We start from the raw sequence: 26,349 nt of genomic DNA on the forward strand, positions 1-26,349 counted from the left end.
CGCCCCTTTGGGCGCTTCCAGAGAGGGCGCTGTCAGCGAGTGCGCTTGCGCAGGGCCGCGTACAGCAGGGCACTGACCGCGAAGCCGGCCAGGGGGGTGATGTCGCCGAAGGCGGGGTGGTGCTTGGGTACCCAGCCCACGAAGTCCTCCTGGTTGGAGAAGAGCGGGACGGAGACCGCGACGCCGGTCAACAGGGCGGCGAGACCGGGCCAGTTGGTGAAGGAGCGGTCGGTGAGGCGGGCGGCCAGCTCCTCGTCCGTGGCGGTACGGCCCTGGAGCCACCGCTCCACCACTACGACCCCCAGCCAGGGCGCCACCCAGTACGCGATGACCAGCAGGAACGCCTCGTAGGCCGCGCCCGCGTCGTCCAGCGAGGCCCAGGCCGCCGCCGTACCGGCGATGCCCGACACCACGACCAGGGCGCTGCGGCTGAGCCAGGTGGGGAGCTTCAGGCCGAAGGAGGCGATGGAGATCGCGCCGGAGTACACGTTGAGGGCGTTCGCCGAGACCCCGCCGAGCATGATGGCGAGCAGGACGAGGTCACCGAGCCAGCCGGGCAGGTGGCCGGTGAAGGCGGCCGTCGGGGTGGCGTCCTTCGGGGCGACGATCGTCGCCGAGGCCGCGCCGATGACCGCGACGATCGAGACGGACACGAACAGGCCCACGGCCGGCCACAGGACCGTCTTCACCTTGTTCGCGGTGCGCGGCAGATAGCGGGAGTAGTCGGTGGCGTACGGGTTCCAGCCGGCCGCGTAGCCCCAGGCCGCGCTGAACGCGAGCAGGAAGCCGCCGACACCGCCGCCCGAGCCGCCCCCGCCGAGGTCCGCGTCCTTGAAGGTCCACGCCCCGGCCAGCAGGAAGATCACCGCGAGCGCCGGGAACGCGTACTTCTCGAAGGTGTGCACGAAGTTGTGGCCGATGAAGCCGATCAGGATCTCGGCGACGACCACGAGGAGGAGGGAGGGCAGCGGCCGCAGGCCGGTCAGCGTGTTCAGGGCGAAGGCGGCGCTCACGCTGTTCACCGCGAACCAGCCGACGCCCGCCAGCAGGCCGTTGGCGGCGGAGGGCAGGATGTTGCCGAGGAAGCCGAAGGAGAAGCGGCCGATCACCATCTGCGGGACGCCGAACCGCGGCCCGTCCAGCGACAGCACGCCCTGGGTGACCGCGCCGATCGCGGTGCCCAGCAGGATCGCGGCGGTCGCCGTCCAGAAGTCCAGGCCGAAGAAGAGGACCGCGATCACGCCGATGTAGACGGTCGCGAACTCGATGTTGGGGGACGCCCAGGTCCACAGCAACTGGAGCGGGCTGCCGTGGCGTTCGGCGTCGGGGATCGGTTCCGAGCCCGCCGCCTCCACGGCGATGACCCGGTCGCCGTACTCGGGCGCGATACTGGTGGTGGATCCGGCGGGAGCAGTCGTCATACGAGGTAAGTGTCGGGATCGCTCCCGGTGCGGCCCAGGGGCGCACTGTCCGCTTCGGTCGGCTCACCGGCGTACAACCTGCACGCAGGCGAGGCTTCCGGGAGGCGTGGAGCCTCCGGAAGCCTCGGAAGAATCCTGCGGGCGGGCCTGGGTCAGCCGTTCTTGCAGGTGTTGCCGATCGCCGGGTTCAGCAGACCGATCACGCTGATGGTGTTGCCGCACACGTTGATCGGGATGTTGATCGGGACCTGGACGACGTTGCCCGACAGCAGACCGGGGCTGCCGATCGCCTGACCGTTCGCCTCGGCGCCGTTGTCGGCGAACGCGGCGGTGGTGCCGGTGAGGGCGAGGGTGGCGGCGAGTGCGCCGGTGACGGCGAGGGAACGAATGCGCATGACGGCCTCCGAGATGTCGGGATGTCAGAACGCGTCCATCACAACCGGTCGCCACCGGACCCGCATGTGCTGCTGGGCCGATCGGCGCAACCGGCCCCGCCTCCCGGAGGACCGGCGGCCGGCGCTCACGTCACGCGGCGAGACGGTCCGCCAGTTCCTTCGCCTTGCCGGCCGCGTCCTGGAGGGCGCGGTCACGGGAGGCCTCGTAGAGCGGCACGAGCTCGGCCATGGCCGGGTTCTGCGGGGCCAGGGTCAGCTCCGGCACGATGAAGTCGACGTCCAGGCCGAGACCGTTGGAGAGCAGCGCGGTCAGGTAGTTCTGGACGTACTCGAACGGCTCCCGGGGGGTGCCCGGCGCGTACGAGCCGCCGCGGCTGGCCACCACGGTGACGGGGGTGCCCTTGGCGGAGGGGTTCTCGCCCATCGTGCGGTTGAACAGGACCACGTTGTCCAGCCACGCCTTGAGCGTCGACGGGATCGTGTAGTTGTACATCGGGGCGCCTATGAGCACCGCGTCCGCCTGCTCCAGCTCCTCGATCAGCTTCAGCCGGGCCGCGAAGGCGTCCGCCTGCTCGGGGGTGCGCGTGGCGGGGTCGGTGAAACCGGCGGTGTGGGCGGCCGCGGTGAGGTGCGGTACCGGGTCGGCCGCCAGGTCCCGGTAGATCACCGTGCCCGCGGGGTGCTGGGCCAGCCAGGCGGTACGGAAGGCGCCGGTGACGGTACGGGAGGAGGAGGCCCCGCCGGGGAGGAGGGACGAGTCGATGTGAAGCAGGGTGGCCATGAGAGGTCTCCGGATACACGGGCCCGAGGCCGGGCCGCAGGGCTAAGGATTCGTACCCAGCTATAGATAACACAGGTGCTTACTTTTTTTTAGCCCCTTCCCGGGGGGCTGTACCCTGATCCCATGGCGGTGGAGCAGGCCCATGACCCGGAAGCGTGCAAAGGTGTCGACGTCGGCATCACGCGCGTCTTCCAAGTGCTCGGCAAACGCTGGAACGGCCCGATCCTGTCGGTCCTGATGGACCGGCCCGCGCACTTCACCACCCTGCGCCGGGCCATCCCCGGCATCAGCGAACGCATGCTGTCCGACCGGCTCGCCGAACTCGGTGCGGCGGGGCTCGTGGTGCGCGAGGTCGACGAGGGCCCGCCGCTGCGGGTCTCGTACCGGTTGACCGCGGCGGGTGCCGCGCTGGAGCCGGCACTGAAGACGCTCGGCGAGTGGGCGCGGGACCACCTGCCGGACTCGCCCTGCTAGCCGTGGCGCTCGGCAGGGCGTCCCATGCCCCTTCGGGGCGCTCCTCCGGTCAGTCGGGGAGCCGGTCGAGGATCCAGAAGCCGAGTTCCTCGGTCATCAGCCCGTGCGCGTTGTTGTCCGAGGAGAGCCGGAAGTCGTCGAACTCCGACTGCTCCGGCGGGAGTTCCGCGATGTCGGCGTAGAGGTCGGCCTGCTGGTCGAGGTCGCCGATGGCGACCGCGCTGACGGACGGGACGAAGCACACGCGGCGGTGGGTGACGCCGGTGTTCTCGCCGGCGGCGGCGAGCGCGTCGGCGAGGAGGCCGAAGGACCCCAGGGTGCTGCCCGGTGCCCCGTCGAGTTCGGGGAAGCCGTCCGTGGTGATGGTGCGGGGGCCGCCGAGGACGCCGTTCAGGGCGGCCACCTCCGTCTTCCGGCCCTGCGCCTGGGCGAGGAAGCGGGTGCCGTCGAAGAGCGGTCCGGCGCAGCTCAGCGCCTTGGCCCCGGCGCGGACGCCGTTGCCGGTCCCGTCACCGCGGCCGCTGGACACGGCGAGGAGGCGCGGGAGGCGTGGCCAGTCGCCGACGTCCCGGAGCCGCTGCTTGAACTCGGTCCGCAGCGGGCTCTCCCCGGGGGTGCCCTCGACGCTGTCGAGATGGCGCCAGAGGAACTGCCGGGCCGCGGGACTGTCGATCTGCCGGAGGCAGGTGTCGTCGTACGGGGCGAGGTGGTGCGCGAGTGCCTGGAGGCCGATCGGCAGCCAGGCGCCCCGGTGCGGGCTGTCGAAGGACAGGTAGACACCGGTCCGGTGGTCCACGCGCTGCGTCTCCATCCTGGCCAGCGCGTACCGGGCGACCAGGCCGCCCACGCCGAACCCGCCGACCAGCAGCTGGGCTTCGCCTGGTTGAACGGAGACGGTCCGCAGGAGCGCCGAGGTCATCGTCTCGGCGTTCCCGAGGATCGACGCGCCGCGTTCGGCGAACCCGACGAGGACCAGCGTGCGTCCACGGCGGCGCAGTTCGCTGACGAACGGGAACGGGCCGGTCTCCATGCCGTTCCAGAGCCGGTCGAAGTCGGTCGGCCCGAGGCCGAACCCGTCGGCCAGGACGACCGGCCGGACCATGCCCTTGGGGCCCGCCCCGTAGTACACCCGGGCTCTGCCGCCGGGCAGTTCCCACTCCTCGTCCACCGGGGTCACCAGTCCGAACGACCCGGCGGCCCGCTTCGCCTTCTCGACCATGCTGTCGGCCACAGACATCCCTCTCCACGCTGCCGGCAACGGTTCAGGGAGGATCTTTCGCGAGCGGACCCGACACCACGCGCTTTCGCCATGTTTTCACCAATGTGTGTTAAATGGTGCGATTTGTGGGTCGCGGCGGGCTGCGGTGGGCTGCGGTGTCCGGAAGGGGTCCTGAAGGGCAGACGAGGGGGCAACTTGCCGTACAGGGGCGGGATCTGGTCATCCGCCGCGCGTCCCGGTCCTGTGCTGACCGCGTCCTGGGAGCAGACGCCACCGCGTTCCTGGCTCGACCCGGCACCCTGGGCTCCGCCGCTTCAGCCGGTTCCGCCGGGGGGTGTGCGCCGCCGCGCACTGCTCCTCTCCGGCGGGGTCCTCGCGGTCGCCGCGCTCGGCGCCGTACCGGTCGCGCACGTCCTCAACCGGACCGGGAGCCGGAAGTCCACGCAGCGCTCCGCCGGTGCCGGTGCCGGTGCCGTATCCGTGCCTTCGCCGCTCGCCGCTCGCCGCGTGGCCGCTGGACGAGACCTCCGGGACGGTCGCCGCCGACGACACCGGCCACTACGACGCCACCGCGACCTCGGTCGGCTGGGGACAGGGCAAGGACGGGACCGCGCTCTCCGACGGCGGTTCCAGCCAGATCGTGACCGAGGGACCCGTGCTCAGGACCGGCAAGGGGCATGGCTTCACCGTCTCGGCATGGGTGTGCCTGACCCGACGGCCGGCGTCCTTCGCCACCGCCGTCGCGCAGGACGCGGGCGACGCCAGCGGCTTCTACCTCCCGTACTCGCCCGCCGAGAACCGCTGGGCCTTCGCCCGCCCCGGCCGGCGCGCCCTGTCGTACAGCGTCCCCGAGCCCGGGACCTGGGCCCACCTGGTCGGCGTCTACGAGGACCTGCGCAACCAGCTCGTCCTCCACGTCGGCGGCACCCAGGAGGCCGGCATCAACGACACCGCCCCCACCGCCGCCCACGGCCCCTCACCATCGGCCGCGCCACCGGCACCACCGGTCCCACCGACTGGTTCCCCGGCTCCATCAAGCAGGTCCAGGTGTTCCAACGGGCCCTGACGGCGGCGCAGGTCACATCACTTCTCCAGGAGACGTTCTGGCCATCAGTCGGTGCGTGGATCGTCCGGTTTCAGGGACTTCAAAAACTCCGGGTTGTCGTCCGGTGCGACCCATCGTTCGCGCGGTTGCCGGGTCCTGCCCGCGATCAGCCAGGCGACCGGGCCGACCAGAACCTCGCCGAAGAGCAGGATGACGAACACCCACGCCAGCTTCGGCAGGGCACGGACCTCGTCCTCGGGGGTGTTCAGGCAGTCCACGAAGGCGTAGATCCACAGCGCGAGGACCAGCAAGTAGGGCAGATACCTGAGCATGGCGGCCAGACTAGCGGGTGACCGACGCCCCGGATCGGCACCCGGGCATCATGGTTCCCGCTGACGGGAGGGGAGCGGTGGGGATGCGCGGGTGGTCTCGCAGGAGCCGGGTGGCGGCCGGGCTGGCCGGGGTGGGGCTGGTGGCCGGCGGCGGGCTGGTGGCCGGTGAACTGGGCTCGCCGGTGTTCGGGCTGACGCAGGGGCCGTTCGCGCAGGACCCGGCGTGTGCGCGGCTAGCCGACCGGTACCCCGACCGGCTCGGGGGCGCCACGCGGGACCGGGTCACCTTCCAGGGGCTCGCGGTGTGGGGGCACGGAGCGGTGGATCTGCGCTGCGGCGTGAATCCGCCGGCACCGACCACGGACGCGTGCGTCAGCGTGGACGGGACCGACTGGGTGTGGCGCCAGACGGCGGGGGACGGCCGCAAGAAGCTGGTCACCTACGGCCGCAGCCCTGCCGTGGAGGTCTCGATCGCCGGCTCCGTGGCGAGCCCGGACGCGGTCCTGGTGGACCTGAGCCATCTGGTGTCGCCCATCCCGGAACGGGACAAGTGCCTGGCCGGCAGCGGGAGTTGACGAGACCTGCTACTCCGCCAGCAGCGGTCGGGTGATGGTGCGGACGTCGGCCTCCGTCAGGGGGCTCAGGTACTTCGCGGCGATCTTCCCGTCCCGGTCGATGAAGAGGGTGTACGGCAGCGCCTGCGGCATGTACCCCTTGGGCAGCCGGACGAGCTTGCGGCTGCCGGCGTCGTGCAGGCTCGGATACACCAGGTGGTGCTCGTCCTGGAACGCCCGCCCCTTCTCCTGCCGGGCGTCCGTGTCCACCCCGAGCACCTGAACGCCCTGCGCCGCCAGCGCCTGCTGCGCCTTGGACAGTTCGGGCGCCTCGGCCCGGCAGGGCCCGCACCAGGACGCCCAGACGTTCAGGACGACGACCTTGCCCCGGTAGCCGGCGAGACTGACCGCCTTGCCGTCGAGGCTGCTGCCCGCGAGGTCGGGTGCCGTCTTCCGGTCGGCGGCCGGCACCCGGGTCAGCGGGGAGACGGGCGAGGCGCCGGCCTCCCGCGGCGGCGCACAGGCCGCGGCGAGCACGAGCAGCGGGACGAGCGGCAGTAACCAGCGATGACTTCTCACGGCCGACGAGTATGCAGGGGGCGGTGACCGGCCCCGGACCCCGGGTGGCCGATACTGGGACACATGGCTTACGACGATCTTCGCTCCCTGCTCCGGGCACTGGAGCGCGAGGGAGACCTCAAGCGTGTCAAGGCCGAGGTCGACCCGTATCTGGAGGTCGGGGAGATCGTCGACCGGGTGCAGAAGTCCGGCGGACCGGCCCTGCTCTTCGAGAACGTGAAGGGGTCGAGCATGCCCCTCGCGATGAACGTGTTCGGCACCGACCGGCGGCTGCTGAAGGCCCTGGGCCTGAAGTCGTACGGCGAGATCTCCGAGAAGATCGGCGGACTGCTCCGCCCCGAACTGCCGCACGGCTTCGTCGGCGTGCGCGAGGCGTTCGGGAAGCTCGGCGCGATGACGCACGTACCGCCGAAGAAGGTGAAGTCCGACCACGCGCCGGTCCAGGAGGTGGTCCTCACCGGCGACGACGTCGACCTCGGCCAGCTCCCGGCGCTGTTCACCTGGCCGCAGGACGGCGGCTCCTTCTTCAACCTGGGCCTCACCCACACCAAGGACCCCGAGACCGGCATCCGCAACCTCGGCCTGTACCGCCTGCAGCGCCACGACCGACGCACCATCGGCATGCACTGGCAGATCCACAAGGACAGCCGCAACCACTACCAGGTGGCCGCCCGGCGCGGCGAGCGCCTCCCGGTCGCGATCGCCTTCGGCTGCCCGCCGGCTGTCACCTACGCCTCCACGGCCCCGCTCCCCGGCGACATCGACGAGTACCTGTTCGCCGGGTTCATCGCGGGCAGGCGGATCGAGATGGTCGACTGCAAGACCGTCCCGCTCCAGGTCCCGGCGAACGCCGAGGTCGTCCTGGAGGGCTGGCTGGAGCCGGGCGAGATGCTGCCCGAGGGCCCGTTCGGCGACCACACCGGCTTCTACACCCCCCAGGAGCCGTTCCCGGCGCTGACCATCGACTGCGTGACGATGCGCCGCCGCCCCCTGCTCCAGTCGATCGTCGTCGGCCGCCCCCCGACGGAGGACGGCCCGCTCGGCCGGGCCACGGAACGCTTCTTCCTCCCGCTGCTGAAGATCATCGTCCCGGACATCGTGGACTACCACCTCCCCGAGGCCGGCGGCTTCCACAACTGCGCGATCGTCTCGATCGACAAGAAGTACCCGAAGCACGCGCAGAAGGTCATGCACGCGGTCTGGGGGGCGCACATGATGTCCCTCACCAAGCTGATCGTGGTCGTGGACTCCGACTGCGACGTCCACGACCTGCACGAGGTCGCCTGGCGGGCCCTCGGCAACACCGACTACGCCCGTGACCTCACGGTCGTCGAAGGTCCCGTCGACCACCTCGACCACGCCTCCTACCAGCAGTTCTGGGGCGGCAAGGCGGGCATCGACGCGACGAAGAAGTGGCCCGAGGAGGGCTACACACGCGACGGGGGCTGGCCGGACATGGTCCTGTCGGACCCGGACACGGCCGAACGGGTGACGCGGCGTTGGAAGGAATACGGACTGTGAGGGCCAGGACGATGAGGGTACGCGGCAGCGCGGCGGCGGGGCTTCTCCGCCGCGGCGGAGGTGGTCCGGTCGGTCGCCGGCGGACGGAGTCCGGCCTGTGAGCGCCTCCGCCGCCGCGGTGCCCCAGCCCGGCAGGGCCCGCGCCTTCCTGCGCCTGGTGATGATCGAGCACTCGGTCTTCGCGCTGCCCTTCGCCTACATCGCCGCGCTGACCGCGATGTTCGAGCTGGACAAGAACATCCACTGGGGGCGGCTGCTCCTGGTCACCGTCTGCATGGTCGGCCTGCGCACGTTCGCCATGGCCGTCAACCGGATCATCGACCGCGAGATCGACGCCCGGAACCCGCGCACCGCCCACCGTGAGCTGGTCACCGGCGCGATGAGCGTGAAGCACGCCTGGACGGGCGCGCTGATCGCGGTGGCGGTCTTCCTGGGCTCGGCGGCCCTGCTCAACCCGCTCTGTCTGGCGCTCGCCCCGATCGCCGTGATCCCGATGGTGGTCTACCCCTACGGCAAGCGGTTCACGAACTTCCCCCAGGCCATCCTGGGCCTCGCCCAGGCCATGGGCCCGATCGGCGGCTGGCTGGCGATCACCGGCGAGTGGTCCTGGGACGCGGTGATCCTCGGCCTCGCCGTCGGCATCTGGATCGGCGGCTTCGACCTGATCTACGCCTGCCAGGACGTCGAGACCGACCGCGAGATCGGCGTCCTGTCGGTCCCGGCCCGCTTCGGCATCCCGGCGGCGATCTGGGGAGCGCGGGTCTGCCACGCGGTGACGACGGGGTTGTTCGTCTGGTACGCGGTCGTCACCGGCGCGGGCGCGTTCTTCTGGCTGGGGCTGGTGATCGTGGCGGGCGCGTTCGTCTACGAGCACAACATCGTCCGCCCGCACGACCTCTCCCGTCTGAACAGGGCCTTCTTCTCCGTCAACGGCTTCATCGGGATTGCCCTGTTCGGGTGCGCGCTGCTGGACCTTCTGGTTCGGGGGCTCTCCGTCTGAACAACGAGTTCCGCGGCCGGGGGCTGTCGTACGGCCCCGAGCTGATCGTCGTCGGCCCGAAGGCCCCCCACCCGGCCTGAACCTCGGTCGGCGCGCCGGTACGCTCAAGATGTGAACGCAGGAGAAACGCAGCGCGTGCCTTGGATCGTGGGGGTGTCCGGGGCGTCCGGAACGCCGTATGCCGCTGCTGTGCTGCGTGCCCTGCTGGACGCGGGGGAGAGCGTGGACCTGGTGGTCAGCCGGGCCTCGCGGCTCACCCTGCTGGACGAGACCGGGATCTCCTTCCGGGACGCGCACTGGCGGGACGACCTGGGGGAATGGCTGGCACGGGGGGCCGACGGCAAGCCGGGGACCTTCGAGGCGGACCTCGCCCGGGTGCGGTACTGGAGTGCCGGGGACCTGGCCGCCGGGCCGTCCTCCGGGTCGTATCCGGCGAAGGGCATGCTGGTCGTGCCGGCGTCCACCGCCGCCGTCGCCGGGGTCGCGCTCGGCCTCTCCAAGGACCTGCTCCAGCGGGCCGCCAGTGTCACCCTGAAGGAGCGCCGGCCGCTCGTCGTCGCCGTCCGCGAGACCCCGCTGAACGGCCAGACCCTGCGCCACCTGGTGGCCCTGGACGACCTGGGGGCGGTCGTCGTACCCGCCTCACCCGCCTTCTACGCGGGCGCGACCCATATCCAGGACCTCGTCGACTTCGTCGCCGGGCGGGTGCTGGACGCGGCCGGTGTGGGACACCGGCTCTACCGCCGCTGGGAAGGGGATCTCGGCGGCGCGAGCGCGAACAGGTAGCACCCTGGGGCACCACCTGAGCACCACCTGAGCACCACCTCTCATCTACTTCGGGAATCTTCAGCGGAAGGCTTCGATCGCATGGACGCCGTGGACAGGCAGCTCATCCAGGCCCTGAGGGAGAACGGCCGGGCCTCGTACGCTGAGCTGGGCCGTCTCGTCGGACTGTCGGGACCCAGTGTCACCGACCGCATCAACCGGCTGGAGGCGGCCGGCGTCATCACCGGCTACCGCGCCACCGTCAACGCGGCCTCGCTCGGCCTCGGCGTCATCGCCCTGATCGGCATCTCCCTGTCCGACGCGGCCGACCACGAGGACGTGGCACAGCGGCTGCGGGACCTGCCGGAGATCGAGGACTGCTGGTTCATCGCCGGTGACGACTCGTTCATGCTCAAGGTGCGTTCGACGGACGTGGACGGGCTGGAGAAGACCATCCGGCGGCTCTCCGGGACGAAGGGCGTCTCCCGGACCCGTACCACGATCGTGCTGTCCACGAAGTGGGAGAACCGGGTCGGGGAACTGCCCGAAGAGGTCTAGCCGTACGGTTGTCGAAGTCTTCGGAGAAAGGTGTCGGAATGGACGTCGGGCTCAAGCGTGAGCTGGAGGAGAAGGTCAGGGCCGGTGAGCGGCTGACCCGCGAGGACGGTATCGCGCTGTACGAGTCGGACGACCTGGCCTGGCTGGGCGGCCTCGCCCACGAGGTGCGCACCCGCAAGAACGGTGACGTCGTCCACTTCAACGTCAACCGCCACCTCAACATGACGAACGTGTGCACCGCGTCCTGCGCGTACTGCTCGTTCCAGCGCAAGCCGGGCGAGAAGGACGCGTACACGATGCGCATCGAGGAGGCGGTGAAGCTCGCCAGGGCGATGGAGGGGGAGAACCTCACCGAGCTGCACATCGTCAACGGCCTGCACCCCAACCTGCCGTGGCGGTACTACCCGCGCTCGCTCCGCGAACTGAAGGCGGCCCTCCCGCACGTCTCCCTCAAGGCCTTCACGGCGACGGAGATCCACCACTTCGAGACGATCTCCGGTCTGTCGGCCTCCGAGATCCTCGACGAGCTGATCGACGCGGGGCTTGAGTCCCTGACCGGCGGCGGCGCGGAGATCTTCGACTGGGAGGTCCGGCAGCACATCGTGGACCACCGCACCCACTGGGAGGACTGGTCCCGGATCCACCGCCTGGCGCACGAGAAGGGGCTCAAGACCCCGTGCACCATGCTGTACGGCCACATCGAGGAGCCGAAGCACAGGGTGGACCACGTCCTGCGGCTGCGTGAGCTCCAGGACGAGACCGGCGGCTTCCAGGTCTTCATCCCGCTCCGCTACCAGCACGACTTCGTGGACATGAAGGACGGCAAGGTACGGAACCGGCTCCAGGCCCGCACCCAGATGGCGACCGGCGCGGAGGCCCTGAAGACCTTCGCGGTGTCGCGGCTGCTGTTCGACAACGTGCCGCACGTCAAGGTCTTCTGGGTGATGCACGGCGTCCAGACCGCCCAGCTCGCCCTCCAGCACGGCGCCGACGACATGGACGGCTCGGTGGTCGAGTACAAGATCACCCACGACGCGGACAACTACGGCACGCCGAACAAGCTCACCCGCGAGGACCTGCTGGACCTCATCCGCGACGCGGGCTTCCGCCCGGTGGAACGGAACACGCGGTACGAGATCATCCGCGAGTACGACGGCCCGGACCCGGCGCGCAGGGAGTCCCCGCAGCCGATGCGGGTGTGAGCGGGCCGGCGGTGCGGGTGTGAGCGGGCCGGCGGTGCGTTTTCGGGTGCGGGTGCGGCGTGGGTTGTCGCGCAGTTCCCCGCGCCCCTAAAGGAAGGGGCGCTGCAGTGCGCCCCTTTGGGGGCGCGGGGAACTGCGCGATCAGCCCCCACCCGCCCGCGGCCGGGACGGGTCCGCAGCCCCACGGTGGGTACCCGCCAACCATGTCCACCACCGGCGCTCCGGAGGAGGCGTACACCGCGGCCCCCTTCCTCCCCGGCGGCCGGCCGAGCCTCGGCGCCCTCCGGCGGGCCGCCGCCGGCTGCCGTGGCTGCCCCCTGCACCGCGACGCCACCCAGACCGTCTTCGGGAAGGGCAAGGCGCACGCGCGGCTCATGCTCGTCGGTGAGCAGCCCGGCGACCAGGAGGACCGGCAGGGCGAGCCCTTCGTCGGGCCCGCCGGGCGGCTGCTCGGCAAGGCTCTGGAAGAGGCCGGTCTCGACCCGGCCGACGCCTACGTGACCAACGCCGTCAAGCACTTCAAGTTCACCTGGGCCGAGACCCGTAAGCGGCGCATCCACAAGCCCCCCACCCTGCGCGAGATGTCGGCCTGCGGACCCTGGCTCGCCGCCGAGCTGAGCGTCGTCGCGCCGGAGCTGATCGTCGTCCTCGGCGCCACCGCCGGAAAGGCGCTGCTCGGGTCGTCGTTCCGGGTGGGCGAGGTGCGCGGGACCGTGCTGGAGCGGGAGATCCACGGGCGGCCGGAGCGGCTCGTGCCCACCGTGCACCCCTCCTCCGTCCTGCGCGCGGACGACCGGGAGCAGGCCTACCGGGGCCTCGTCGCGGATCTGGAAGTGGCCGCACAAGAACTGTCGTAATCGCTGCCGTCATCGTGGTCGTAATAGATACGATGCGGCCATGCCCCTTACCTTCACCCTCGACCCCGCCGTCACCCCCGCGCTCCGCGACGGTGTCCTCGGCCTGTGGACGGACGTGTCCAACGCCGGTGGCGCCGTCGGTTTCGTCGCCCCCGTGACCGCGGAGGACATCCGGCCGGAGCTGGTCAGGCACTTCGTCGCGATGGCCGAGGGGCGCCACCGCCTCCTCGTCGGGCACGACGAGACCGGGGAGGTCGCCGCCACCGCCTTCTTCTCCTTCAACACGCACCGGCTGATGACGCACTGGGTGTGGCTGTACACGGTGATGGTGCACCCGAGGCACCAGGGGCGGGGACACGGCCGTGACCTGCTCTCGGCCGCCGCCGACGCCGCCCGCGGCTTCGAGGGCATCGACGCCGTACGGCTCAGCTGCCGCGGCGGCCTCGGCCTGGAGAACTTCTACGGCTCCTGCGGATACAAGGAGGTCGGCCGGGTCCCCGCCGCGGTCCGTGTCGCACCCGGCGACGACCGCGACGACATCACCATGCTGCTCCCCCTGGCCTGACCGGACCCCGCTGCAAGATCGGCCCCACGGCGTGCTTCACTGGACGGTGCCCCTTTTCGTCATCGGAAGACTGGATTGAGATGCTCCGCTACACGCTGATGCGCCTCGGTATCTTCGCGGGCTGCCTCCTCGTCGTCTGGGGCCTCGTCTACGCCGGCGCGTTCCCGCGTGGCTTCGGCGACTCCAACCTTCTGTGGGTCCTGCTGCTCTCCCTCGTCCTGTCGGCGCCGATCAGCTTCGTCGTGCTGCGCAAGGAGCGGGACCGTGCCTCGGTGCAGGTCTCGCAGCGGGTGGACCGGATGAAGGCCAACATCGAGGCCAACCGCAGCCAGGAGGACGAGGCGGTCGACCAGGCGGCGCAGGCCCAGGCCCCGGAGCAGACCCAGGCACCCGAGCAGGCCCCGGCCTCTTCCTGAGCGACTCCCTCGCCTCCGGCCCCAACTAGGCTTGGCCTCATGGGGACCGTCAGGACCAAGCGGATGCCGCGCGCGGTACGTGAGCAGCAGATGCTCGACGCCGCCGTGCGGACCTTCGGCCAGCGCGGCTACATGGCCGCGTCGATGGACGAGATCGCCGAACTCGCCGGTGTCTCCAAGCCGTTGGTGTATCTGTACCTCAACTCGAAGGAAGACCTGTTCACGGCCTGCATCCGCCGTGAGGCCGGCGCGCTGACCGACGCGGTCCGCACCGGCGTCGACCGCGAACTGCCGGCCGACCGGCAACTGTGGGACGGGCTGCGGGCGTTCTTCACGTACACCGCCGAACACCCCGACGGCTGGTCGGTGCTGCACATCCAGGCCCGTACGCACGGCGAGCGGTTCGCCGCCGAGGTCGCGGCGATGCGCGAGGAGATCGTCGCGTTCGTGACCCAGCTCATCGTCGCCGCCGCCCGTGCGGCACACCCCCACTCTCGAACGTGCTCGCGCGGGGGGACCCCCAGCGACCCCGACCTGGGCGAGGGCGAGGTCGCCGGCCTCGCCGAGGCCCTGGTGGGCGCCGCCGAGTCCCTCGCGGCCTGGGCCAACGCCACCCCGGGAGTAACGGCCCGGCAGACGGCGGCGACCCTGATGAACTTCGCCTGGGCGGGCCTGGGCAACCTGATGGAGGGCCGGCCGTGGTCCGCGCCGTGACCGGCCCGGTCCGTCACACGGCGCCCCAGCGGCGCAGGGCGGGCGCGAGTCGCTGGTGGCCCACCCGGTACAGCTTCTTGGCACCGCGCCTGGTGACCGCCCGTACGGCGTTCTTCACCCGCCCCGTGCCGTCGGCGCCCAGCGGCACGGGCAGCGGGCGGCCCTGTTCGTCGAAACCGTTGTTGCGGAGGATACCGGCGAGGTAGACGCCGGCGTTGTGCGATGTGTAGTAGGGGCGCAGCGGTGGCAACGGCTGCAGCGGATCGGCGGCGCGCAGTTCGGCGATGCGGGTCCGGGCCGCGGTGTACGGGTCGCTCTTGCCGATGCCGTGTGCCGCCGCCCATTCCGGGTCGGGCCGCGGGAGCGCGCCCGCGTCGATGTCGTCCCAGGAGGCGAGGCAGCCGGAGTGCACGAAGTAGTGGTTGCCGTGGGCCTCGCGGACACCGAAGTCGGTGAGGATCACGGTGGGTATCCGCCGGTGCATCGACTCCAGGGCGGCCGTCGAACTGACCGTGACCAGCAGGTCGGTGCCGTCCAGCACGTCGGCCATGTTGCCGTGGACGAGCTGCAGGTTCGCGGGCACGGGGTCGGCGAGGGTCTCGACCAGCACCTGGTACAGGTCCGACTCCACGTGGGTGGTCTGCTCGCCGGGCAGGCTGCGCAGCTTGATCAGCACGAGCCGTTCCGGATGCAGGCGGGCGTGGCCGGCGGCGCGCTCCAGGAGTCCGAGCCGGGACACGCGGTCCTTGGGCACGGACGGCTGGGCCGCGAAGGTGACGGTGAACGGCCGGTCGGCGGAGGGCCGGTAGGGGGCGCCGCCGAGGAAGGGCAGGGCGCACTCGACCACCGAGTCGGGGGCGACGTCCACACTCGCGAGGACGGAGCGGAAACGCCGCGCGTCATGGCCGGAGTTGGCGAGCACGAGATCCGTGCCGGCGCGGGTCATGAGACCGTCGACCATCTTCTCGTAGACCACGCCGACGTATCCGCTGACCGTGATCGGCCGGCGCCGCCGCCCCTCCCAGGCGAGCCCCAGGCTGTGGGTGAGCGCCAGGACCGTGCCGCCGAGGACCGCGAACACGACGATGTCGGCGTCGGCCAGCTCCTCGTCGTCGACCAGTTCGGCGGCGCGTACCTCGCGCCGGGTGTCGGGTTCGATGCCGACCTCGGCGAGCTGCCGTTCGGTGGGCGTGGACCGGCCCCGCAGGAAGTACGCGTCCAGCGCGTGCTCCGGGGCGATCTGCCGGGCCACCGACGCCCCCCATTTCCAACGGGTGTCCGAGTCGGCGACTACTGCGACGCGTCTGGGAGGCATGCTCAGTGCCCTTCGTGCCATGGTTCACACAATTGAGCAGAGGCTAAGGACGCATTCTTAGGACCGCATGGGTGATTCCTGCGCGGAGCCTTGGACAGGCTGGGCGCCCCGTGTGTGGAGAGCTGCGGCCGACCCTGTCACCTGCGGATTCCTCCCGGCATGACAGGATCCGCACAGAAAGGCGAAACACACTTTTTGTACGGCGTTGGCAGATCAACGGGCAACGCGCGGGCGCACACTGCCCTCCACATGCACCCGGTCCCCGCTCCGCAGCTGAAAGCGGCCGTTCTCGGCGGCGTACCCGACCGTTCCCGGCAGCAGTACCGGCGCCCGGAACTCGGCCCGCACGTCCGCCGCGGCCGGCACCCCGTGCGCGGCGAGACACCGGGCCACCGTCCACATGCCGTGCGCGATGGCCCGGGGGAAGCCGAAGAGGCGGGCGGTCAGCGGGTGCAGGTGGATCGGGTTGCGGTCCCCGGAGGCGGCCCCGTAGCGCCGGCCGACATCCCCGGCGATCCGCCACTCCTCGACGACGGGCAGCGGGGGGCCGGGCTCGGTCCGGGCCGTCTCACCGGAGTGCGGCGTCCGGTGCCGCGCCAGGTACGTGCTCCGCGACTCCCATACGACGTCCTCACCGATCCGCACCCCGGTCACGACGGTGGCCTCGGTGCCCCGCCGATGCGGACTCAGCTTCTCGACGTGCACGGAGACGTCGTACGTCCCGTCCCCGGGAAGTTCGGCGTACCGCTCGATCTCGATGGAGGTGTGCACCAGCCCCAGCAACGGCAACGGGAACTCCCGCGCACTCAACAGCCGCATCGCCAGCGGAAACCCGAGCACGTGAGGGTACGTGACCGGCAACCCGTCGTCTCCGGTGCCGAATCCGCAGACCCGCTCGTAGGCGGCGAGCTTTTCGAGGTCGGGGCGGAGGTGGGGGAGGAGGAGACGGGTGCGTGGGAATTCGGCGTCGGGGGCGGGCCGCTTGAAGGGAGACCGCAATGCACCACGGGCGAGCAGAGGCCCGAGGGAGGGTGCGCTGTCAAGGACAATCACGAGGTTTGCCTTTCCATGCCGGTGGTGGAAGTGCCCTGCATTTGGGGGCGCGGGGCGCTGCCTGATGTGCGGCTGCCGCCGCGCGGGCGCGACCAGCCACAACGCACCCGCACGTGCCCCGCAACCGTCACGCCCCCAAAAAGCTCTGCCCACACACCCGCACCACCTGCCCGTTCACCGCCCCCGACCCCGGCTCCGCCAACCACCCCACCGTCTCCGCCACATCCCCCGGCACCCCGCCCTGCGCCAGCGAGTTCATCCGCCGCCCCGCCTCCCGGATGAGGAAGGGAACCGTGGCCGTCATCCGCGTCTCGATGAACCCGGGCGCCACCGCGTTCACGGTCACCCCGAACTCCGCGAGCGCCCGCGGCGCAAGGCTCCGCACCAGCCCCACGATCCCGGCCTTGCTCGCCGCGTAGTTCGTCTGCCCCGCGTTCCCGGCGATGCCCGCGATGGACGCGGTGCCCACGATCCGCCCGCCGGGCTTCAAAACCCCCCGCTCCAGCAGCGCGTCCGTGGTGCGCAGCACACTCCCGAGGTTCACCTCCAGCACCGAACTCCACCGCTCGGCAGCCATGTTGACCAGCCGCCGGTCGCGGGTGATCCCCGCGTTGTGGACGAGGACGTCCAGCCCCTGCGGCAGCGCGTCCGCGATCCGAGCCCCCGCGTCCGCGTCGGTGATGTCGAGCGTGAGCGCACTCCCGTCAAGCCGCTCCGCCACCGCGCGCGCGTCGGCCGCCGCGGCCGGTACGTCGAGGACGACGACCCGCGCCCCGCCGCGTGCCAGCGTCCCGGCGACGGCGGCGCCGATCCCGCGCGCGGCCCCGGTGACCAGCGCGGTGCGTCCGGCGAGGGGCTGGGCCGGGTCGTCCGGTGCGGCGAAGGCGCCCGCCCCGACCTCGACGACCTGCCCGCTGACGTACGCCGACCGGGGGGAGAGGAGAAAGCGGAGCGTGGACTCGGCGGCCGCCGGGTCCCCGGCGAGCCGGACCAGGTTGACGGTCCTGCCGCGCCCGATCTCCTTGCCCAGGGACCGGGTGAACCCCTCCAACGCCTGCTGCGCGGCGCACTGGTGATGGTCGGCGGGATCCGGCGGCGCGCCCAGCACGACCACCCGGCCGCTCGCGGCGACGGACCGTACGACGGGATGGAGGGCGGCGTGCACCTCGGCCAGTGAGTCGACGTCCCGTACCCCGGTGGCGTCGAGGACGACGGCGGCCGGGGTGCCCGACTCGTCCGGGGTGAGCCCGGTCCGGGCCAGGACCGGCGCCAGGTCGAGGTCGGACTTGCCGGCGGTGAGGTGCAGCAACTCACCGGCCGGGGAGGGCGCTTGTCCGGGCCGCACCAGCCGGGCCGGCTGCGGCAGCCCGAGCCGGCGGGTGAGGAGACGGCCGGGTGCCGTGCCGGTGAAGCTCAGATAGCGGTCCGTCATGTGCGTCCCCCATGTCGCCCGATTCCTGACTCTGGAGTAAGGTTACCGTAGGTAAGGCTATGTCACAGCTGTCAAGTATCGGGAAACGGGCCTAACGTGAAGGACCCTCACGTAACCTCCGGGATTGCACAGGCCCGTCCCCGGACAACCCCCGAATACCCACAAGCCCGCCACAGCGGCCCCGTACGATCTCCAGCCTGAACCGCCGGTAACCCCTTTCCGAGGGCCGGTGCCGGTGAACGCCTCGGTGCGCGAGGCACGTACGTCATGCAGCAAGCAGTTCACCGCTGCACGCCTGAGGAGCCGCCCCGTGTCCACGTCCTCTTATCCGAACGCCGTCCCCGTCTCCTCCGGCGCGGCGATCCAGGCCACGGACTACGACGGGAACCCGATCCTGGTCGAGCCCTTCGTGCAGCGGCTGGACGGGGCGGTGCGGGAGGCGTACGTACCGCCGTTCGCGCCGCCGGTGCGGCACGGGTCGCTGGCCGACCTGCCGTTCGAGAACGCGGAGGCGGAGCCGGGTGCCGTGGTGCTCAGCCGCAAGCAGGCCGAGAGCGACGGGCACTGGGAGCATGTGACGGCGGCGGAGTTCGCCGAGCAGGTGCTGGCGGTGGCCAAGGGCCTGATCGCCGAGGGGCTGATGCCGGGCGACCGGATCGCGATCATGGCCCGGACGACGTACGAGTGGACGCTGCTCGACTTCGGCGCCTGGGCGGCCGGCCTGGTGACCGTGCCGATCTACCCGACCTCCTCGGTCTTCCAGACCCGCTGGATCATGCACGACTCGGGTGCCGTCGCCCTGGTCACGGAGAGCTCCGCACAGGCCGCCGCGCTCGGCCCCGAACTCGACCGGCTGCCCGACCTCAGGCATCTGTGGGTCATGGAGAAGGGGCACGTGGACCGGCTCGCCGAGGCGGGGGCCCAGGTGCCCGACGCCGAGGTGGGCGTACGGCGGGGCATGCTGGGCCCCGACACCCTCGCCACCCTCATCTACACCTCGGGCACCACCGGCCGCCCCAAGGGCTGCGCCCTGTCGCACGGCAACTTCTTCGCCGAGGTCGACAACGCGATCGAACTCCTCTACCCGATCTTCAAGGCGCGCAACGACGAGGAGGTCTCCATCCTCCTCTTCCTCCCCATGTCCCACGTCTTCGGCCGCATGGTGGCGATCGCCTGTATCCGTGCCGGGGTCCGCCTCGGCCACGCCCCCAGCCTCAAGGCCGAGGACCTGCTCCCGGACCTCGCCGCCTTCAGACCGACCTGTCTGCTCACCATCCCCTACATGCTGGAGAAGGTCTTCAACACCGCCCGCGCCAAGGCGGAGGCGGGCGGCCGGGTCTCGGTCTTCGACCGGGCCACCGGGGTCGCACAGCGCTACGGCGAGGCGCTGGAGGCGAAACAGACCGGCACCGGCGGCGGCCCCGGCCGCGCCCTGAAGACGGCCCGCACCTTCTACGACCCGCTCGTCTACCGCCGTATCCGCACCGCCATGGGCGGCCGCGTCCGTCACATCATCTGCGGCGGCTCCCCGCTGGGCCGCCGCCTCGCCGCGTTCTACGCCGGGGCCGGCATCGAGATCTACGAGGGCTACGGCCTGACCGAGACCACCGCGGCCACCACCTGCACCCCGCCCCTCAAGCCCCGCCTCGGCACGGTGGGCTGGCCGATGCCCGGCACCAAGGTCCGGATCGCCGCCGACGGCGAGATCCTGATCGCCGGTGACCATGTCCTGCGCGGTTACTGGGACCCGCAGGCCGGCGGGGTCGTCCCGGCGACCCGGGACGGCTGGCTGGCCACCGGCGACCTCGGCGAACTGGACGACGAGGGCTACCTCACCATCACCGGCCGCAAGAAGGAGATGCTCATCACGGCCGGCGGCAAGTCCGTCGCCCCCGCCCCGCTGGAGAACTGGCTGCGCTCGCACCCCCTCATCTCCCAGGTGATGCTGGTCGGCGACGGGCTGCCCTACGTCAGCGCCCTGATCACCCTCGACCGGGACGGCCTCACCCACTGGCGTCAGATGAACGGCAAGCATCCGGTGCCGCCGGAACTCCTCCTGGACGACGCCGAGTTGCGGGCCGTCCTGCAACGCGCCGTGGACGAGGCCAACAAACTGGTGTCCCGCCCCGAGTCCATCCGCCGCTTCGAGATGCTCCCCGTCGACTTCACCGAGGAGGCCGGGCACCTGACCCCCTCGATGAAGCTGCGCCGCGAGGCGGTCATGAAGGACTTCGCGGCCGAGATCGCGAGCCTCTACCCGAAGTAGGGCGCACGGCCGCGCAGGTGACACGGCGTCGGCTGTGGTTAGGCCAGCTGGCCTCACTGACGGGCGGAATCACAGGTCCCGGATATCCCCCGTGCTTCCATCGCGGATGGAGGTACACCATGGCTGACAACCGACAGCGGACCATCCTCACCCGCCCCACCGCCACCAGGCGCGGCCTGCTCGCCGCGGGCGCCGCGGCCCCCGTGCTCGCGGGCGCGGCGACCCCGGCCGCCCGCGCGCTGCCCCGGGAACGCCCGCGCGCCCTGATCAAACCGGCGATGACCAAGCTCTCCGACTGGACCGAGGTCACCAAGGCACTGGGCCGGCCGGGTGACATGAAGCGGTACATGTACCACACCGGCCTGCCCCGCCGGGACCTCGACGTGGTCTCCCAGGGGGTGCGGATCGACACCGCACTGGCCCTCGGCACCCACGTGTCCTTCGTGCGGTACGAGGACGGCGCCCATCTGCTGATGGGCGACGCCGTGATCACCGAGCAGGAGCTGCAGAGCTTCAGCGACGCCCTCCTGGACCACGGCATCGGGATCACCGCCCTGCACAAGCATCTGCTCGCCCACAGACCCGCCGTCTGGTGGCTGCACCTGCACGCCCACGCCCACGACCCGGTACCGGTCGCCAAGGGGCTGCGCGCCGCCTTCGACCGCACCGGCACCCCGCCCGACCGGCCGTCCACCACCCTGCCGCGCCTGGACCTGGACACCAAGGCCATCGACGGCGTGTTCGGCGCCGCCGGCTTCCAGGACGAGGGCATCTACAAGAGCACCTGGGTCCGCGCCGAGCAGATCCTCGACGGCGACATGATCCTGCCGCCCGGCCTCGGCGCGACCACCACGGTCAACTTCCAGCCGGTGGGCGGCGGGAGGGCCGTGACCAACGGGGACTTCGTGATGACCGCGAGCGAGGTCCAGGCGGTCCTGAGGATCCTGCGCAAGGGCGGGATCGAGCTCGTGGAACTGCACCACCACAACCTGACCGACGAGCCGCGCCTGTTCTTCCTGCACTACTGGGGCAAGGGCGACGCCGTACGGCTCGCGAAGGTCCTGCGCGACGCCGTGCACGCCACCGGCGTGGTCCCGATGGCGGGGGTGACCGGCTGATGACGGCTCACCGCGACCAGACGGTCACCTGCCCCTTCCAGTTCAGCGAGGCCCTCGACTTCGACCCGGTGCTCGCCGACCTGATGGAGCGCGAGTCCCTCACCAGGATCCGGCTGCCGTACGGCCGGCCGGACGCCTGGCTGGTCACCGGATTCGAGTCGGTGCAGCAGGTGACCACCGACCACCGCTTCAGCCGGGCCGGGATCATCCGGCACGACTATCCGCGCCTCACGGCGGAGCCGATCGTCTCCCCCGAGTCCATCAACGTGATGGACCCGCCGCACAGCAGCCGGATCCGGCATCTGGCCACCCAGGCCTTCACCCAGCGCCATGTGGACCACATGCGCGAGCGGATCACCCTCCTCGCGGACCGGCTGCTCGACGAGATGGAGTCCGAGGGCCCGCCGGCCGACCTGGTCCGCCACCTGTCCGACACCCTTCCCCAGCACACGATCCTGGACCTGCTCGGCATCGAACGCGCCGAGTGGCCGCGGATGCAGGAGGGTGTGCACCGCCTGCTGGTGCTGGGCGCGGGCAACCGGGACGTCGCGCGCGCGGCGAAGGAGGACCTGACGGACTACTTCATGGAGCTGGTCGCCGAACGCCGCGACAGCCCCGGCACGGACCTCATCAGCGTGCTCGCCGAGGCACGGGACGGCGAGGACCAGCTCGACGACAGGGAACTGGCCGTCCTCGCCCTGACGTTCACACTCAGCGGTCAGGACACCGCGACCTGCCAGATCAGCAACATCGTGTATCTGCTGCTGACCCGGCCGGAACTGGCGGGGTACGCCCGCGCGCACCGCGAGAACCTGACGGACTTCCTGCACGAGCTGCTCCGCTACATCCCCTTCCGCAAGGGGGTGGGCATTCCCCGGGTGGCGCTGGAGGACGTCGAGATGGACGGGGTGCTCATCCGGCGCGGCGACTTCGTCCACGTGTCGTACCTGGCGGCCAACCGTGACCCGGCCCGCTTCCCGGATCCCCACGAGATCGTGCCCGGCCGTCTCGGCGCCCACCACATGACGTTCGGCTGGGGCGGCCACCGGTGCATCGCGGTGCCGCTGGCGATGGCCGAACTGGAGGTCGCCGTGGGCCGCCTCCTGGACCGCTTCCCGGCACTGCGCCTCGCGGTACCGCCCGAGGAGGTCCGCTGGGACACCAAGACCATCCGCCGCTTCCCGCTGGAGCTGCCGGTCGCCTGGTAGGCGCCGGAACTCCCGCTCGCCTCAGCTCTCGTCGGCCAGACGGTCCAGCCACTCGCGCAGCAGGCGCTGCTCCGCGCCGCTGAGAACCGTCTGGTCGGGGAGGGCGGCGCGCAGCGCCCGGGCCGACCCGGCCGGGCCCGGGGTCTGTACGGCCGGACTCTCGGTGGTGACGGCCGTGACCATCGCCTCGCGGAGGGTGGTCAGCAGGGCCGGGTCGCGGTCGGCGCCCGGCATGGAGAGCCAGGTGAGGACCGCGCCGCGGGCCGTGGCGTGGATGACGTTGGCCGCGAGGGCCTCGCCGACCCGCAGCCGGCCCCCGGCGGCCAGCCGCCGCACCCGGCCCCGCAGGATCCCGAGCCCGGTCCGGAAGGCGGCCGAGTCGCTGCGCGAGGTGTCGCCGTACATCAGCGCGTAGAGCGCGGGGTTCTCCAGGCCGAACTGCACGGCGAGGTCCCAGCCGTCCCGCAGGTCCTGGATCGGGTCCTCGGGATCCGGAACGATCCGCTTGCTCGCGAGAAACGTGGCGAACCCGTACTCCGCCACGGCCTCCAGCAGTCCCTCCTTGTCCCCGAACAGCCGGTAGATGGCGGGGGGTTGCAGCCCCGCGGCGACGGCGACCGCGCGGGTGGTGACGGCATCCCGTCCGTCCCGCTCCAGCAGCCCGATGGCGGCGTCGATGACGCGCTGCCGGGTGTCGGCGGAGGCCGCGGAGGCGGTCGTGTCACGTGGTCCCGATGGCATGTATCAACGATACCGCGCACTTGATTCCACCGTTAGTATCGGTGTTACTGTTCTGCTGTTTCCATCGATATCAACCGTGGGGGTACATCGTGATCGTCGTGACCGGAGCCACCGGACAGCTCGGCGGCCGGATCGTGGAGTCCCTGCTGACCCGCGTGCCGGCGGACCGCGTCGGCGTCAGCGTCCGCGACCCGAAGAAGGCACAGGCCCTCGCGGACCGGGGCGTCCGGGTGCGGCGGGGCAGCTTCACCGAGCCGGACAGCCTGGCGCACGCCTTCGAGGGCGCCACCCGGATACTGATCGTCTCCGTCGACCGGATGGGCGAGGAGACCGTACGGCAGCACCGCACCGCCATCGACGCGGCCGCCGCCGCCGGCGCCCGCCGCATCCTCTACACGGCCCAGATGGGCGCGAGCCCCACCTCCCGCTTCCAGGCCTGCCGCGACCACGCGGCCACGGAGTCGGCCCTCGCCGCCTCGGGCGTCCCCTGGACCTCCCTGCGCAACGGCTTCCACGCCTCCAGCGGCCTCGACTTCCTCGCCCCGGGCCTGGCCTCCGGCGAGGTGGCCCTGCCGGCCGACGGCCCGGTCTGCTGGACTGCCCACGCCGACCTGGCGGAGGCGGCGGCGGTGATCCTCGCGGACGAGAGCCCCCGCTTCGAGGGGCCGACGCCCCCGCTCACCGGCACCGAGGCGCTCACCTTCGCCGACCTCGCCGCCCTCGCGGGCGAGCTCACCGGCCGCACCATCACCCGGACCACCGCCCCGGACGACACCTTCCGCGCCCACCTGGTCGCCACCGGCGTCCGCACCGAGACGGCCGGCCACCTGCTGTCCATCTTCACCGCGGCCCGCGCGGGGGAGTTCGCGACCGCCGACCCCACGCTGGCCCGGCTGCTCGGCCGTCAACCCGTCTCCGCGCGCACGCTGCTGCGCGAGCGGCAGGCCTAGGGGCTGTCCGGCGGATCAGGTCGCAGGAAAGCGGCGGCGGCGGTCAGCCGACGTGGGCGTGCGCGGCCCTCGCGTCTGCACGGTCCGCCGACAGCCCCTGGACCGGCGGGCGGCGTCGGTCGGTCAGGAGGTGGCGATCAGATACGCCTGCGGACTCGTCTCCTCCAGCCACGCGTCGGCCTCCCGGACCGTGCTGGAGTGGAGCCGGAAGCCGGTCTCGGCCAGCAGCCTCGCCATCTCCTCCGGTCGCCGCCGCTGGAAGTCCAGTGTCACCGGATGCCCCCAGGGCTCCTCGAACCGGCGTGCCACGTCCCCCACCTGGAAGGCGAGGAGCAGGTGACCTCCCGGCCGCAGCACCCTGCGGAACTCCCCGAACAGGGACGGCAGGTGGTCGTCCGGGGTGTGGATGGACGAGTACCAGCACACCACCCCGTCCAACGAGCGGTCCGCCACGGCGAGTTCCAGCATCGAGCCCTGGACGAAACGCAGGCCGGGGTTCTCGCGGCGGGCGATGGCGAGCATCGACGCGGACAGGTCCAGCCCGAAGACGGACAGTCCGAGCCCGGCCAGGCGGCCCGTGACGCGGCCGGGGCCGCAACCGAGGTCGGCCACCTCGCCGCCCGGGCCGACGAGCTCGGCGTAGGTGGCCAACAGGGCACGGTCCAAAGGCCGGTTGGAGACGTCTTCGCGGAAGCGCTCGGCGTAGTCGTCGGCGATCGCGTCGTAGAAGGTACGGGTGGCGGTGAGGAAGTCGGCGGTCATGCCCGCGGACCCTAGTGGGCGGCACTGACAACGCCCGAGCTACGCGACTCCCGCCGCCCGCAGCAGCGCCGTCACCGTCGCGGCCGCCAGGACCACGGCCACGAACGGGGCCCGGAGCCAGGCGAGTACGCCCGCCGCCAGCACTCCGGCCGGGCGGGCCCAGCCCGCGAAGCCGCCGTTCTCGGTCAGCGCGCCGGTGGCCAGCAGGGCCACCAGGAGCACCATCGCTCCCGCGGCCGCCAGCTCCTGGACCCGCGCCGGGATCTCCACCCGGCCGTGCAGCGCCGGGCCCACCAGGCGGAAGGCGTACGTGCCGAGGGCGAGCGCCAGGACCATGACGACCGTCGCGTTCATCGTCGTACCCCCGGCAGCGTGCACAGGCCCAGGAGGGCGAGGAGGACCGGGATCCCGGCCGGGACGGCGGGGGTCACCGCGAGGGCGATCGCCGCGCCGAGCAGGGCCGCGCGCCGTACGCGCCGCTCCGCGCGGAGGGCGGGCAGGACCAGGGCGGCCAGTACCGCCGGGAACGCCGCGTCCAGGCCGTAGCGGCCGGTGTCGCCGAGGGCGGTGCCCGCGAGGGCGCCGGCCGACACCCCGAGGTTCCAGGCGGCGAACAGGCCGAGACCCGAGATCCAGAACGCGGCACGGCGGCGGGCCGGGTCCGGCTGGGCCAGGGCGAAGGCGACCGTCTCGTCGGTGACCAGGTGGGCGCCGAGCAGGCGGGTGGCGCGGCCGGGGCCGAGGAGGCCGGCGACGGCGAGACTGAAGGCCGCCGTGCGGGTGTTGAGGAGCAGGCCGGTGGCTGCCGCCGCCAGCGGGCCGCCGCCGGCGAGCAGCACGCCGACCGCGCTGAACTGGGCCGAGCCCGCGTAGACCACGAGCGACATCAGGACCGGGACCCACACCGGCAGACCGCCGGCCACGCTGACCGCGCCGAAGGAGACGCCGACGATCCCGCCGGCCAGCCAGACGAGTGAACTGTCCCGGACCAGGGAGGCGGTCCTCCCCGACGCGGTTGTTCGGTTTGGCGAACGCATGTTCTTTACAGTGAACGACTAGAGTGGTGTTCGTCAAGGTGAACGGTCGTACCGATGGAGCGAACGAGC

At 71.7% G+C, this 26,349-nt stretch carries 29 protein-coding genes; 16 read left to right on the plus strand and 13 right to left on the minus strand.

The window, feature by feature from the left end; translation table 11 throughout:
- Window positions 1–32 precede the first annotated feature (32 nt).
- The 3 genes from OHB00_RS29645 to OHB00_RS29655 form a co-directional block, all read right to left on the minus strand.
- Complete coding sequence (locus tag OHB00_RS29645) at window positions 33–1,421, minus strand: purine-cytosine permease family protein (protein ID WP_406439172.1); 1,389 nt, start codon at window positions 1,419–1,421, stop codon at window positions 33–35.
- A 152-nt stretch (window positions 1,422–1,573) separates the two neighbouring features.
- A complete protein-coding gene (locus OHB00_RS29650) occupies window positions 1,574–1,816 on the minus strand; it encodes a chaplin (protein WP_406439174.1) in 243 nt (80 codons plus the stop codon).
- Window positions 1,817–1,946: 130 nt separating this feature from the next.
- On the minus strand, window positions 1,947–2,597 hold the full coding sequence (locus OHB00_RS29655) for an FMN-dependent NADH-azoreductase (RefSeq protein ID WP_406439176.1): 651 nt from the start codon (window positions 2,595–2,597) through the stop codon (window positions 1,947–1,949).
- Between the two features lie 123 nt (window positions 2,598–2,720).
- Here OHB00_RS29655 and OHB00_RS29660 point away from each other — a divergent pair, with 123 nt between their 5' ends.
- Window positions 2,721–3,071, plus strand: a complete 351-nt coding sequence (locus OHB00_RS29660) for a winged helix-turn-helix transcriptional regulator (RefSeq protein WP_406439178.1) — start codon at window positions 2,721–2,723, stop codon at window positions 3,069–3,071.
- Window positions 3,072–3,120: 49 nt separating this feature from the next.
- Here the strand turns inward: OHB00_RS29660 and OHB00_RS29665 are convergent, their stop codons facing one another.
- A complete protein-coding gene (locus OHB00_RS29665; RefSeq protein WP_406439180.1) occupies window positions 3,121–4,308 on the minus strand; it encodes a hypothetical protein in 1,188 nt (395 codons plus the stop codon).
- A gap of 451 nt (window positions 4,309–4,759) precedes the next feature.
- On the opposite strand from OHB00_RS29665, the gene OHB00_RS29670 reads away from it, so the two are divergent.
- Window positions 4,760–5,356, plus strand: coding sequence for a LamG-like jellyroll fold domain-containing protein (locus tag OHB00_RS29670; protein ID WP_406439182.1), 597 nt, complete (start codon window positions 4,760–4,762; stop codon window positions 5,354–5,356).
- Window positions 5,357–5,400: 44 nt separating this feature from the next.
- Here OHB00_RS29670 and OHB00_RS29675 read toward each other — a convergent pair whose 3' ends face one another.
- Window positions 5,401–5,667: a PLD nuclease N-terminal domain-containing protein gene (locus OHB00_RS29675; RefSeq protein WP_406439184.1), complete on the minus strand. Its 267-nt coding sequence runs from the start codon at window positions 5,665–5,667 to the stop codon at window positions 5,401–5,403.
- 83 nt (window positions 5,668–5,750) lie between these two features.
- Here OHB00_RS29675 and OHB00_RS29680 point away from each other — a divergent pair, with 83 nt between their 5' ends.
- A complete protein-coding gene (locus tag OHB00_RS29680) occupies window positions 5,751–6,242 on the plus strand; it encodes a DUF3515 family protein (protein WP_406439186.1) in 492 nt (163 codons plus the stop codon).
- 9 nt (window positions 6,243–6,251) lie between these two features.
- Here the strand turns inward: OHB00_RS29680 and OHB00_RS29685 are convergent, their stop codons facing one another.
- Complete coding sequence (locus OHB00_RS29685) at window positions 6,252–6,800, minus strand: TlpA family protein disulfide reductase (RefSeq protein ID WP_406439188.1); 549 nt, start codon at window positions 6,798–6,800, stop codon at window positions 6,252–6,254.
- A gap of 63 nt (window positions 6,801–6,863) precedes the next feature.
- Here OHB00_RS29685 and OHB00_RS29690 point away from each other — a divergent pair, with 63 nt between their 5' ends.
- The 9 genes from OHB00_RS29690 (at window position 6,864) to OHB00_RS29730 (ending at window position 14,398) form a co-directional block, all read left to right on the plus strand.
- Window positions 6,864–8,321, plus strand: coding sequence for a menaquinone biosynthesis decarboxylase (locus OHB00_RS29690; protein WP_406439190.1), 1,458 nt, complete (start codon window positions 6,864–6,866; stop codon window positions 8,319–8,321).
- 97 nt (window positions 8,322–8,418) lie between these two features.
- The gene (gene mqnP, locus OHB00_RS29695; protein WP_406439192.1) at window positions 8,419–9,321 is read left to right on the plus strand and encodes a menaquinone biosynthesis prenyltransferase MqnP; all 903 of its coding nucleotides are present in this window, start codon (window positions 8,419–8,421) and stop codon (window positions 9,319–9,321) included.
- Between the two features lie 135 nt (window positions 9,322–9,456).
- Entirely contained in the window at window positions 9,457–10,107 is a 651-nt protein-coding gene (locus OHB00_RS29700; RefSeq protein ID WP_406439194.1) for a UbiX family flavin prenyltransferase, read from the plus strand.
- A gap of 81 nt (window positions 10,108–10,188) precedes the next feature.
- Window positions 10,189–10,644: an Lrp/AsnC family transcriptional regulator gene (locus OHB00_RS29705; protein ID WP_073901832.1), complete on the plus strand. Its 456-nt coding sequence runs from the start codon at window positions 10,189–10,191 to the stop codon at window positions 10,642–10,644.
- A gap of 38 nt (window positions 10,645–10,682) precedes the next feature.
- Window positions 10,683–11,846 (plus strand): aminofutalosine synthase MqnE, encoded by a 1,164-nt coding sequence (gene mqnE, locus OHB00_RS29710; protein WP_406439196.1) that lies wholly within the window; start codon window positions 10,683–10,685, stop codon window positions 11,844–11,846.
- Window positions 11,847–12,049: 203 nt separating this feature from the next.
- A complete protein-coding gene (locus OHB00_RS29715) occupies window positions 12,050–12,703 on the plus strand; it encodes a UdgX family uracil-DNA binding protein (protein WP_406439198.1) in 654 nt (217 codons plus the stop codon).
- Window positions 12,704–12,743: 40 nt separating this feature from the next.
- On the plus strand, window positions 12,744–13,268 hold the full coding sequence (locus OHB00_RS29720) for a GNAT family N-acetyltransferase (RefSeq protein WP_406439200.1): 525 nt from the start codon (window positions 12,744–12,746) through the stop codon (window positions 13,266–13,268).
- 80 nt (window positions 13,269–13,348) lie between these two features.
- On the plus strand, window positions 13,349–13,684 hold the full coding sequence (locus OHB00_RS29725) for a DUF4229 domain-containing protein (protein ID WP_406439202.1): 336 nt from the start codon (window positions 13,349–13,351) through the stop codon (window positions 13,682–13,684).
- Window positions 13,685–13,723: 39 nt separating this feature from the next.
- Entirely contained in the window at window positions 13,724–14,398 is a 675-nt protein-coding gene (locus OHB00_RS29730; RefSeq protein WP_406439204.1) for a TetR/AcrR family transcriptional regulator, read from the plus strand.
- Between the two features lie 13 nt (window positions 14,399–14,411).
- Here the strand turns inward: OHB00_RS29730 and OHB00_RS29735 are convergent, their stop codons facing one another.
- The 3 genes from OHB00_RS29735 to OHB00_RS29745 all read right to left on the minus strand — a co-directional run bounded on the left by OHB00_RS29735 (window position 14,412) and on the right by OHB00_RS29745 (window position 18,198).
- On the minus strand, window positions 14,412–15,713 hold the full coding sequence (locus OHB00_RS29735; protein ID WP_406439206.1) for a DUF6716 putative glycosyltransferase: 1,302 nt from the start codon (window positions 15,711–15,713) through the stop codon (window positions 14,412–14,414).
- A 213-nt stretch (window positions 15,714–15,926) separates the two neighbouring features.
- Window positions 15,927–16,766, minus strand: coding sequence for a MaoC family dehydratase (locus tag OHB00_RS29740; RefSeq protein WP_406439208.1), 840 nt, complete (start codon window positions 16,764–16,766; stop codon window positions 15,927–15,929).
- 127 nt (window positions 16,767–16,893) lie between these two features.
- Entirely contained in the window at window positions 16,894–18,198 is a 1,305-nt protein-coding gene (locus tag OHB00_RS29745) for a 3-oxoacyl-ACP reductase (RefSeq protein ID WP_406439210.1), read from the minus strand.
- Window positions 18,199–18,559: 361 nt separating this feature from the next.
- On the opposite strand from OHB00_RS29745, the gene OHB00_RS29750 reads away from it, so the two are divergent.
- From OHB00_RS29750 to OHB00_RS29760, 3 genes are all read left to right on the plus strand, one after another.
- Window positions 18,560–20,464 carry an AMP-dependent synthetase/ligase gene (locus OHB00_RS29750; protein WP_406446042.1) on the plus strand — a complete coding sequence of 635 codons (1,905 nt, stop codon included), beginning with the start codon at window positions 18,560–18,562 and terminating at the stop codon, window positions 20,462–20,464.
- Between the two features lie 119 nt (window positions 20,465–20,583).
- A complete protein-coding gene (locus tag OHB00_RS29755; protein WP_406439212.1) occupies window positions 20,584–21,582 on the plus strand; it encodes a DUF1259 domain-containing protein in 999 nt (332 codons plus the stop codon).
- Complete coding sequence (locus OHB00_RS29760) at window positions 21,582–22,790, plus strand: cytochrome P450 (protein ID WP_406439214.1); 1,209 nt, start codon at window positions 21,582–21,584, stop codon at window positions 22,788–22,790. Before OHB00_RS29755 ends, OHB00_RS29760 begins: the two co-directional genes overlap by 1 nt.
- 21 nt (window positions 22,791–22,811) lie before the next feature.
- Here OHB00_RS29760 and OHB00_RS29765 read toward each other — a convergent pair whose 3' ends face one another.
- Window positions 22,812–23,531, minus strand: a complete 720-nt coding sequence (locus tag OHB00_RS29765) for a TetR/AcrR family transcriptional regulator (RefSeq protein ID WP_406439216.1) — start codon at window positions 23,529–23,531, stop codon at window positions 22,812–22,814.
- 89 nt (window positions 23,532–23,620) lie between these two features.
- Between OHB00_RS29765 and OHB00_RS29770 the strand changes: the two genes are divergently transcribed.
- Window positions 23,621–24,481 (plus strand): NAD(P)H-binding protein, encoded by an 861-nt coding sequence (locus OHB00_RS29770; protein ID WP_406439218.1) that lies wholly within the window; start codon window positions 23,621–23,623, stop codon window positions 24,479–24,481.
- 123 nt (window positions 24,482–24,604) lie between these two features.
- On the opposite strand, the gene OHB00_RS29775 is transcribed toward OHB00_RS29770, so the two are convergent.
- The 3 genes from OHB00_RS29775 to OHB00_RS29785 are packed head-to-tail and all read right to left on the minus strand — an operon-like array spanning window position 24,605 to window position 26,280.
- Window positions 24,605–25,243, minus strand: coding sequence for a class I SAM-dependent methyltransferase (locus OHB00_RS29775; protein WP_406439220.1), 639 nt, complete (start codon window positions 25,241–25,243; stop codon window positions 24,605–24,607).
- 39 nt (window positions 25,244–25,282) lie between these two features.
- Window positions 25,283–25,597: an AzlD domain-containing protein gene (locus OHB00_RS29780; protein ID WP_406439222.1), complete on the minus strand. Its 315-nt coding sequence runs from the start codon at window positions 25,595–25,597 to the stop codon at window positions 25,283–25,285.
- Window positions 25,594–26,280, minus strand: a complete 687-nt coding sequence (locus tag OHB00_RS29785) for an AzlC family ABC transporter permease (RefSeq protein WP_406439224.1) — start codon at window positions 26,278–26,280, stop codon at window positions 25,594–25,596. The genes OHB00_RS29780 and OHB00_RS29785 overlap by 4 nt, the downstream gene beginning before the upstream one ends.
- Between the last annotated feature and the right edge of the window lie 69 nt (window positions 26,281–26,349).

The sequence above is a fragment of the Streptomyces sp. NBC_00631 genome, from assembly GCF_045206895.1.
Lineage (GTDB): Bacteria > Actinomycetota > Actinomycetes > Streptomycetales > Streptomycetaceae > Streptomyces.

Bases quoted from the DNA above. Each gene is read 5' to 3' on its own strand.
- OHB00_RS29785 (WP_406439224.1), bottom strand. From the start codon at position 26,280: ATGCGTTCGCCAAACCGAACAACCGCGTCGGGGAGGACCGCCTCCCTG.
- OHB00_RS29705 (WP_073901832.1), top strand. From the start codon at position 10,189: ATGGACGCCGTGGACAGGCAGCTCATCCAGGCCCTGAGGGAGAACGGC.
- OHB00_RS29680 (WP_406439186.1), top strand. From the start codon at position 5,751: ATGCGCGGGTGGTCTCGCAGGAGCCGGGTGGCGGCCGGGCTGGCCGGG.
- OHB00_RS29725 (WP_406439202.1), top strand. From the start codon at position 13,349: ATGCTCCGCTACACGCTGATGCGCCTCGGTATCTTCGCGGGCTGCCTC.
- OHB00_RS29745 (WP_406439210.1), bottom strand. From the start codon at position 18,198: ATGACGGACCGCTATCTGAGCTTCACCGGCACGGCACCCGGCCGTCTC.
- OHB00_RS29715 (WP_406439198.1), top strand. From the start codon at position 12,050: ATGTCCACCACCGGCGCTCCGGAGGAGGCGTACACCGCGGCCCCCTTC.
- OHB00_RS29760 (WP_406439214.1), top strand. From the start codon at position 21,582: ATGACGGCTCACCGCGACCAGACGGTCACCTGCCCCTTCCAGTTCAGC.
- OHB00_RS29730 (WP_406439204.1), top strand. From the start codon at position 13,724: ATGGGGACCGTCAGGACCAAGCGGATGCCGCGCGCGGTACGTGAGCAG.
- OHB00_RS29765 (WP_406439216.1), bottom strand. From the start codon at position 23,531: ATGCCATCGGGACCACGTGACACGACCGCCTCCGCGGCCTCCGCCGAC.
- OHB00_RS29675 (WP_406439184.1), bottom strand. From the start codon at position 5,667: ATGCTCAGGTATCTGCCCTACTTGCTGGTCCTCGCGCTGTGGATCTAC.
- OHB00_RS29690 (WP_406439190.1), top strand. From the start codon at position 6,864: ATGGCTTACGACGATCTTCGCTCCCTGCTCCGGGCACTGGAGCGCGAG.
- OHB00_RS29665 (WP_406439180.1), bottom strand. From the start codon at position 4,308: ATGTCTGTGGCCGACAGCATGGTCGAGAAGGCGAAGCGGGCCGCCGGG.
- OHB00_RS29720 (WP_406439200.1), top strand. From the start codon at position 12,744: ATGCCCCTTACCTTCACCCTCGACCCCGCCGTCACCCCCGCGCTCCGC.
- OHB00_RS29755 (WP_406439212.1), top strand. From the start codon at position 20,584: ATGGCTGACAACCGACAGCGGACCATCCTCACCCGCCCCACCGCCACC.
- OHB00_RS29655 (WP_406439176.1), bottom strand. From the start codon at position 2,597: ATGGCCACCCTGCTTCACATCGACTCGTCCCTCCTCCCCGGCGGGGCC.
- OHB00_RS29660 (WP_406439178.1), top strand. From the start codon at position 2,721: ATGGCGGTGGAGCAGGCCCATGACCCGGAAGCGTGCAAAGGTGTCGAC.
- OHB00_RS29735 (WP_406439206.1), bottom strand. From the start codon at position 15,713: ATGCCTCCCAGACGCGTCGCAGTAGTCGCCGACTCGGACACCCGTTGG.
- mqnE (WP_406439196.1), top strand. From the start codon at position 10,683: ATGGACGTCGGGCTCAAGCGTGAGCTGGAGGAGAAGGTCAGGGCCGGT.
- OHB00_RS29775 (WP_406439220.1), bottom strand. From the start codon at position 25,243: ATGACCGCCGACTTCCTCACCGCCACCCGTACCTTCTACGACGCGATC.
- OHB00_RS29780 (WP_406439222.1), bottom strand. From the start codon at position 25,597: ATGAACGCGACGGTCGTCATGGTCCTGGCGCTCGCCCTCGGCACGTAC.
- OHB00_RS29645 (WP_406439172.1), bottom strand. From the start codon at position 1,421: ATGACGACTGCTCCCGCCGGATCCACCACCAGTATCGCGCCCGAGTAC.
- OHB00_RS29650 (WP_406439174.1), bottom strand. From the start codon at position 1,816: ATGCGCATTCGTTCCCTCGCCGTCACCGGCGCACTCGCCGCCACCCTC.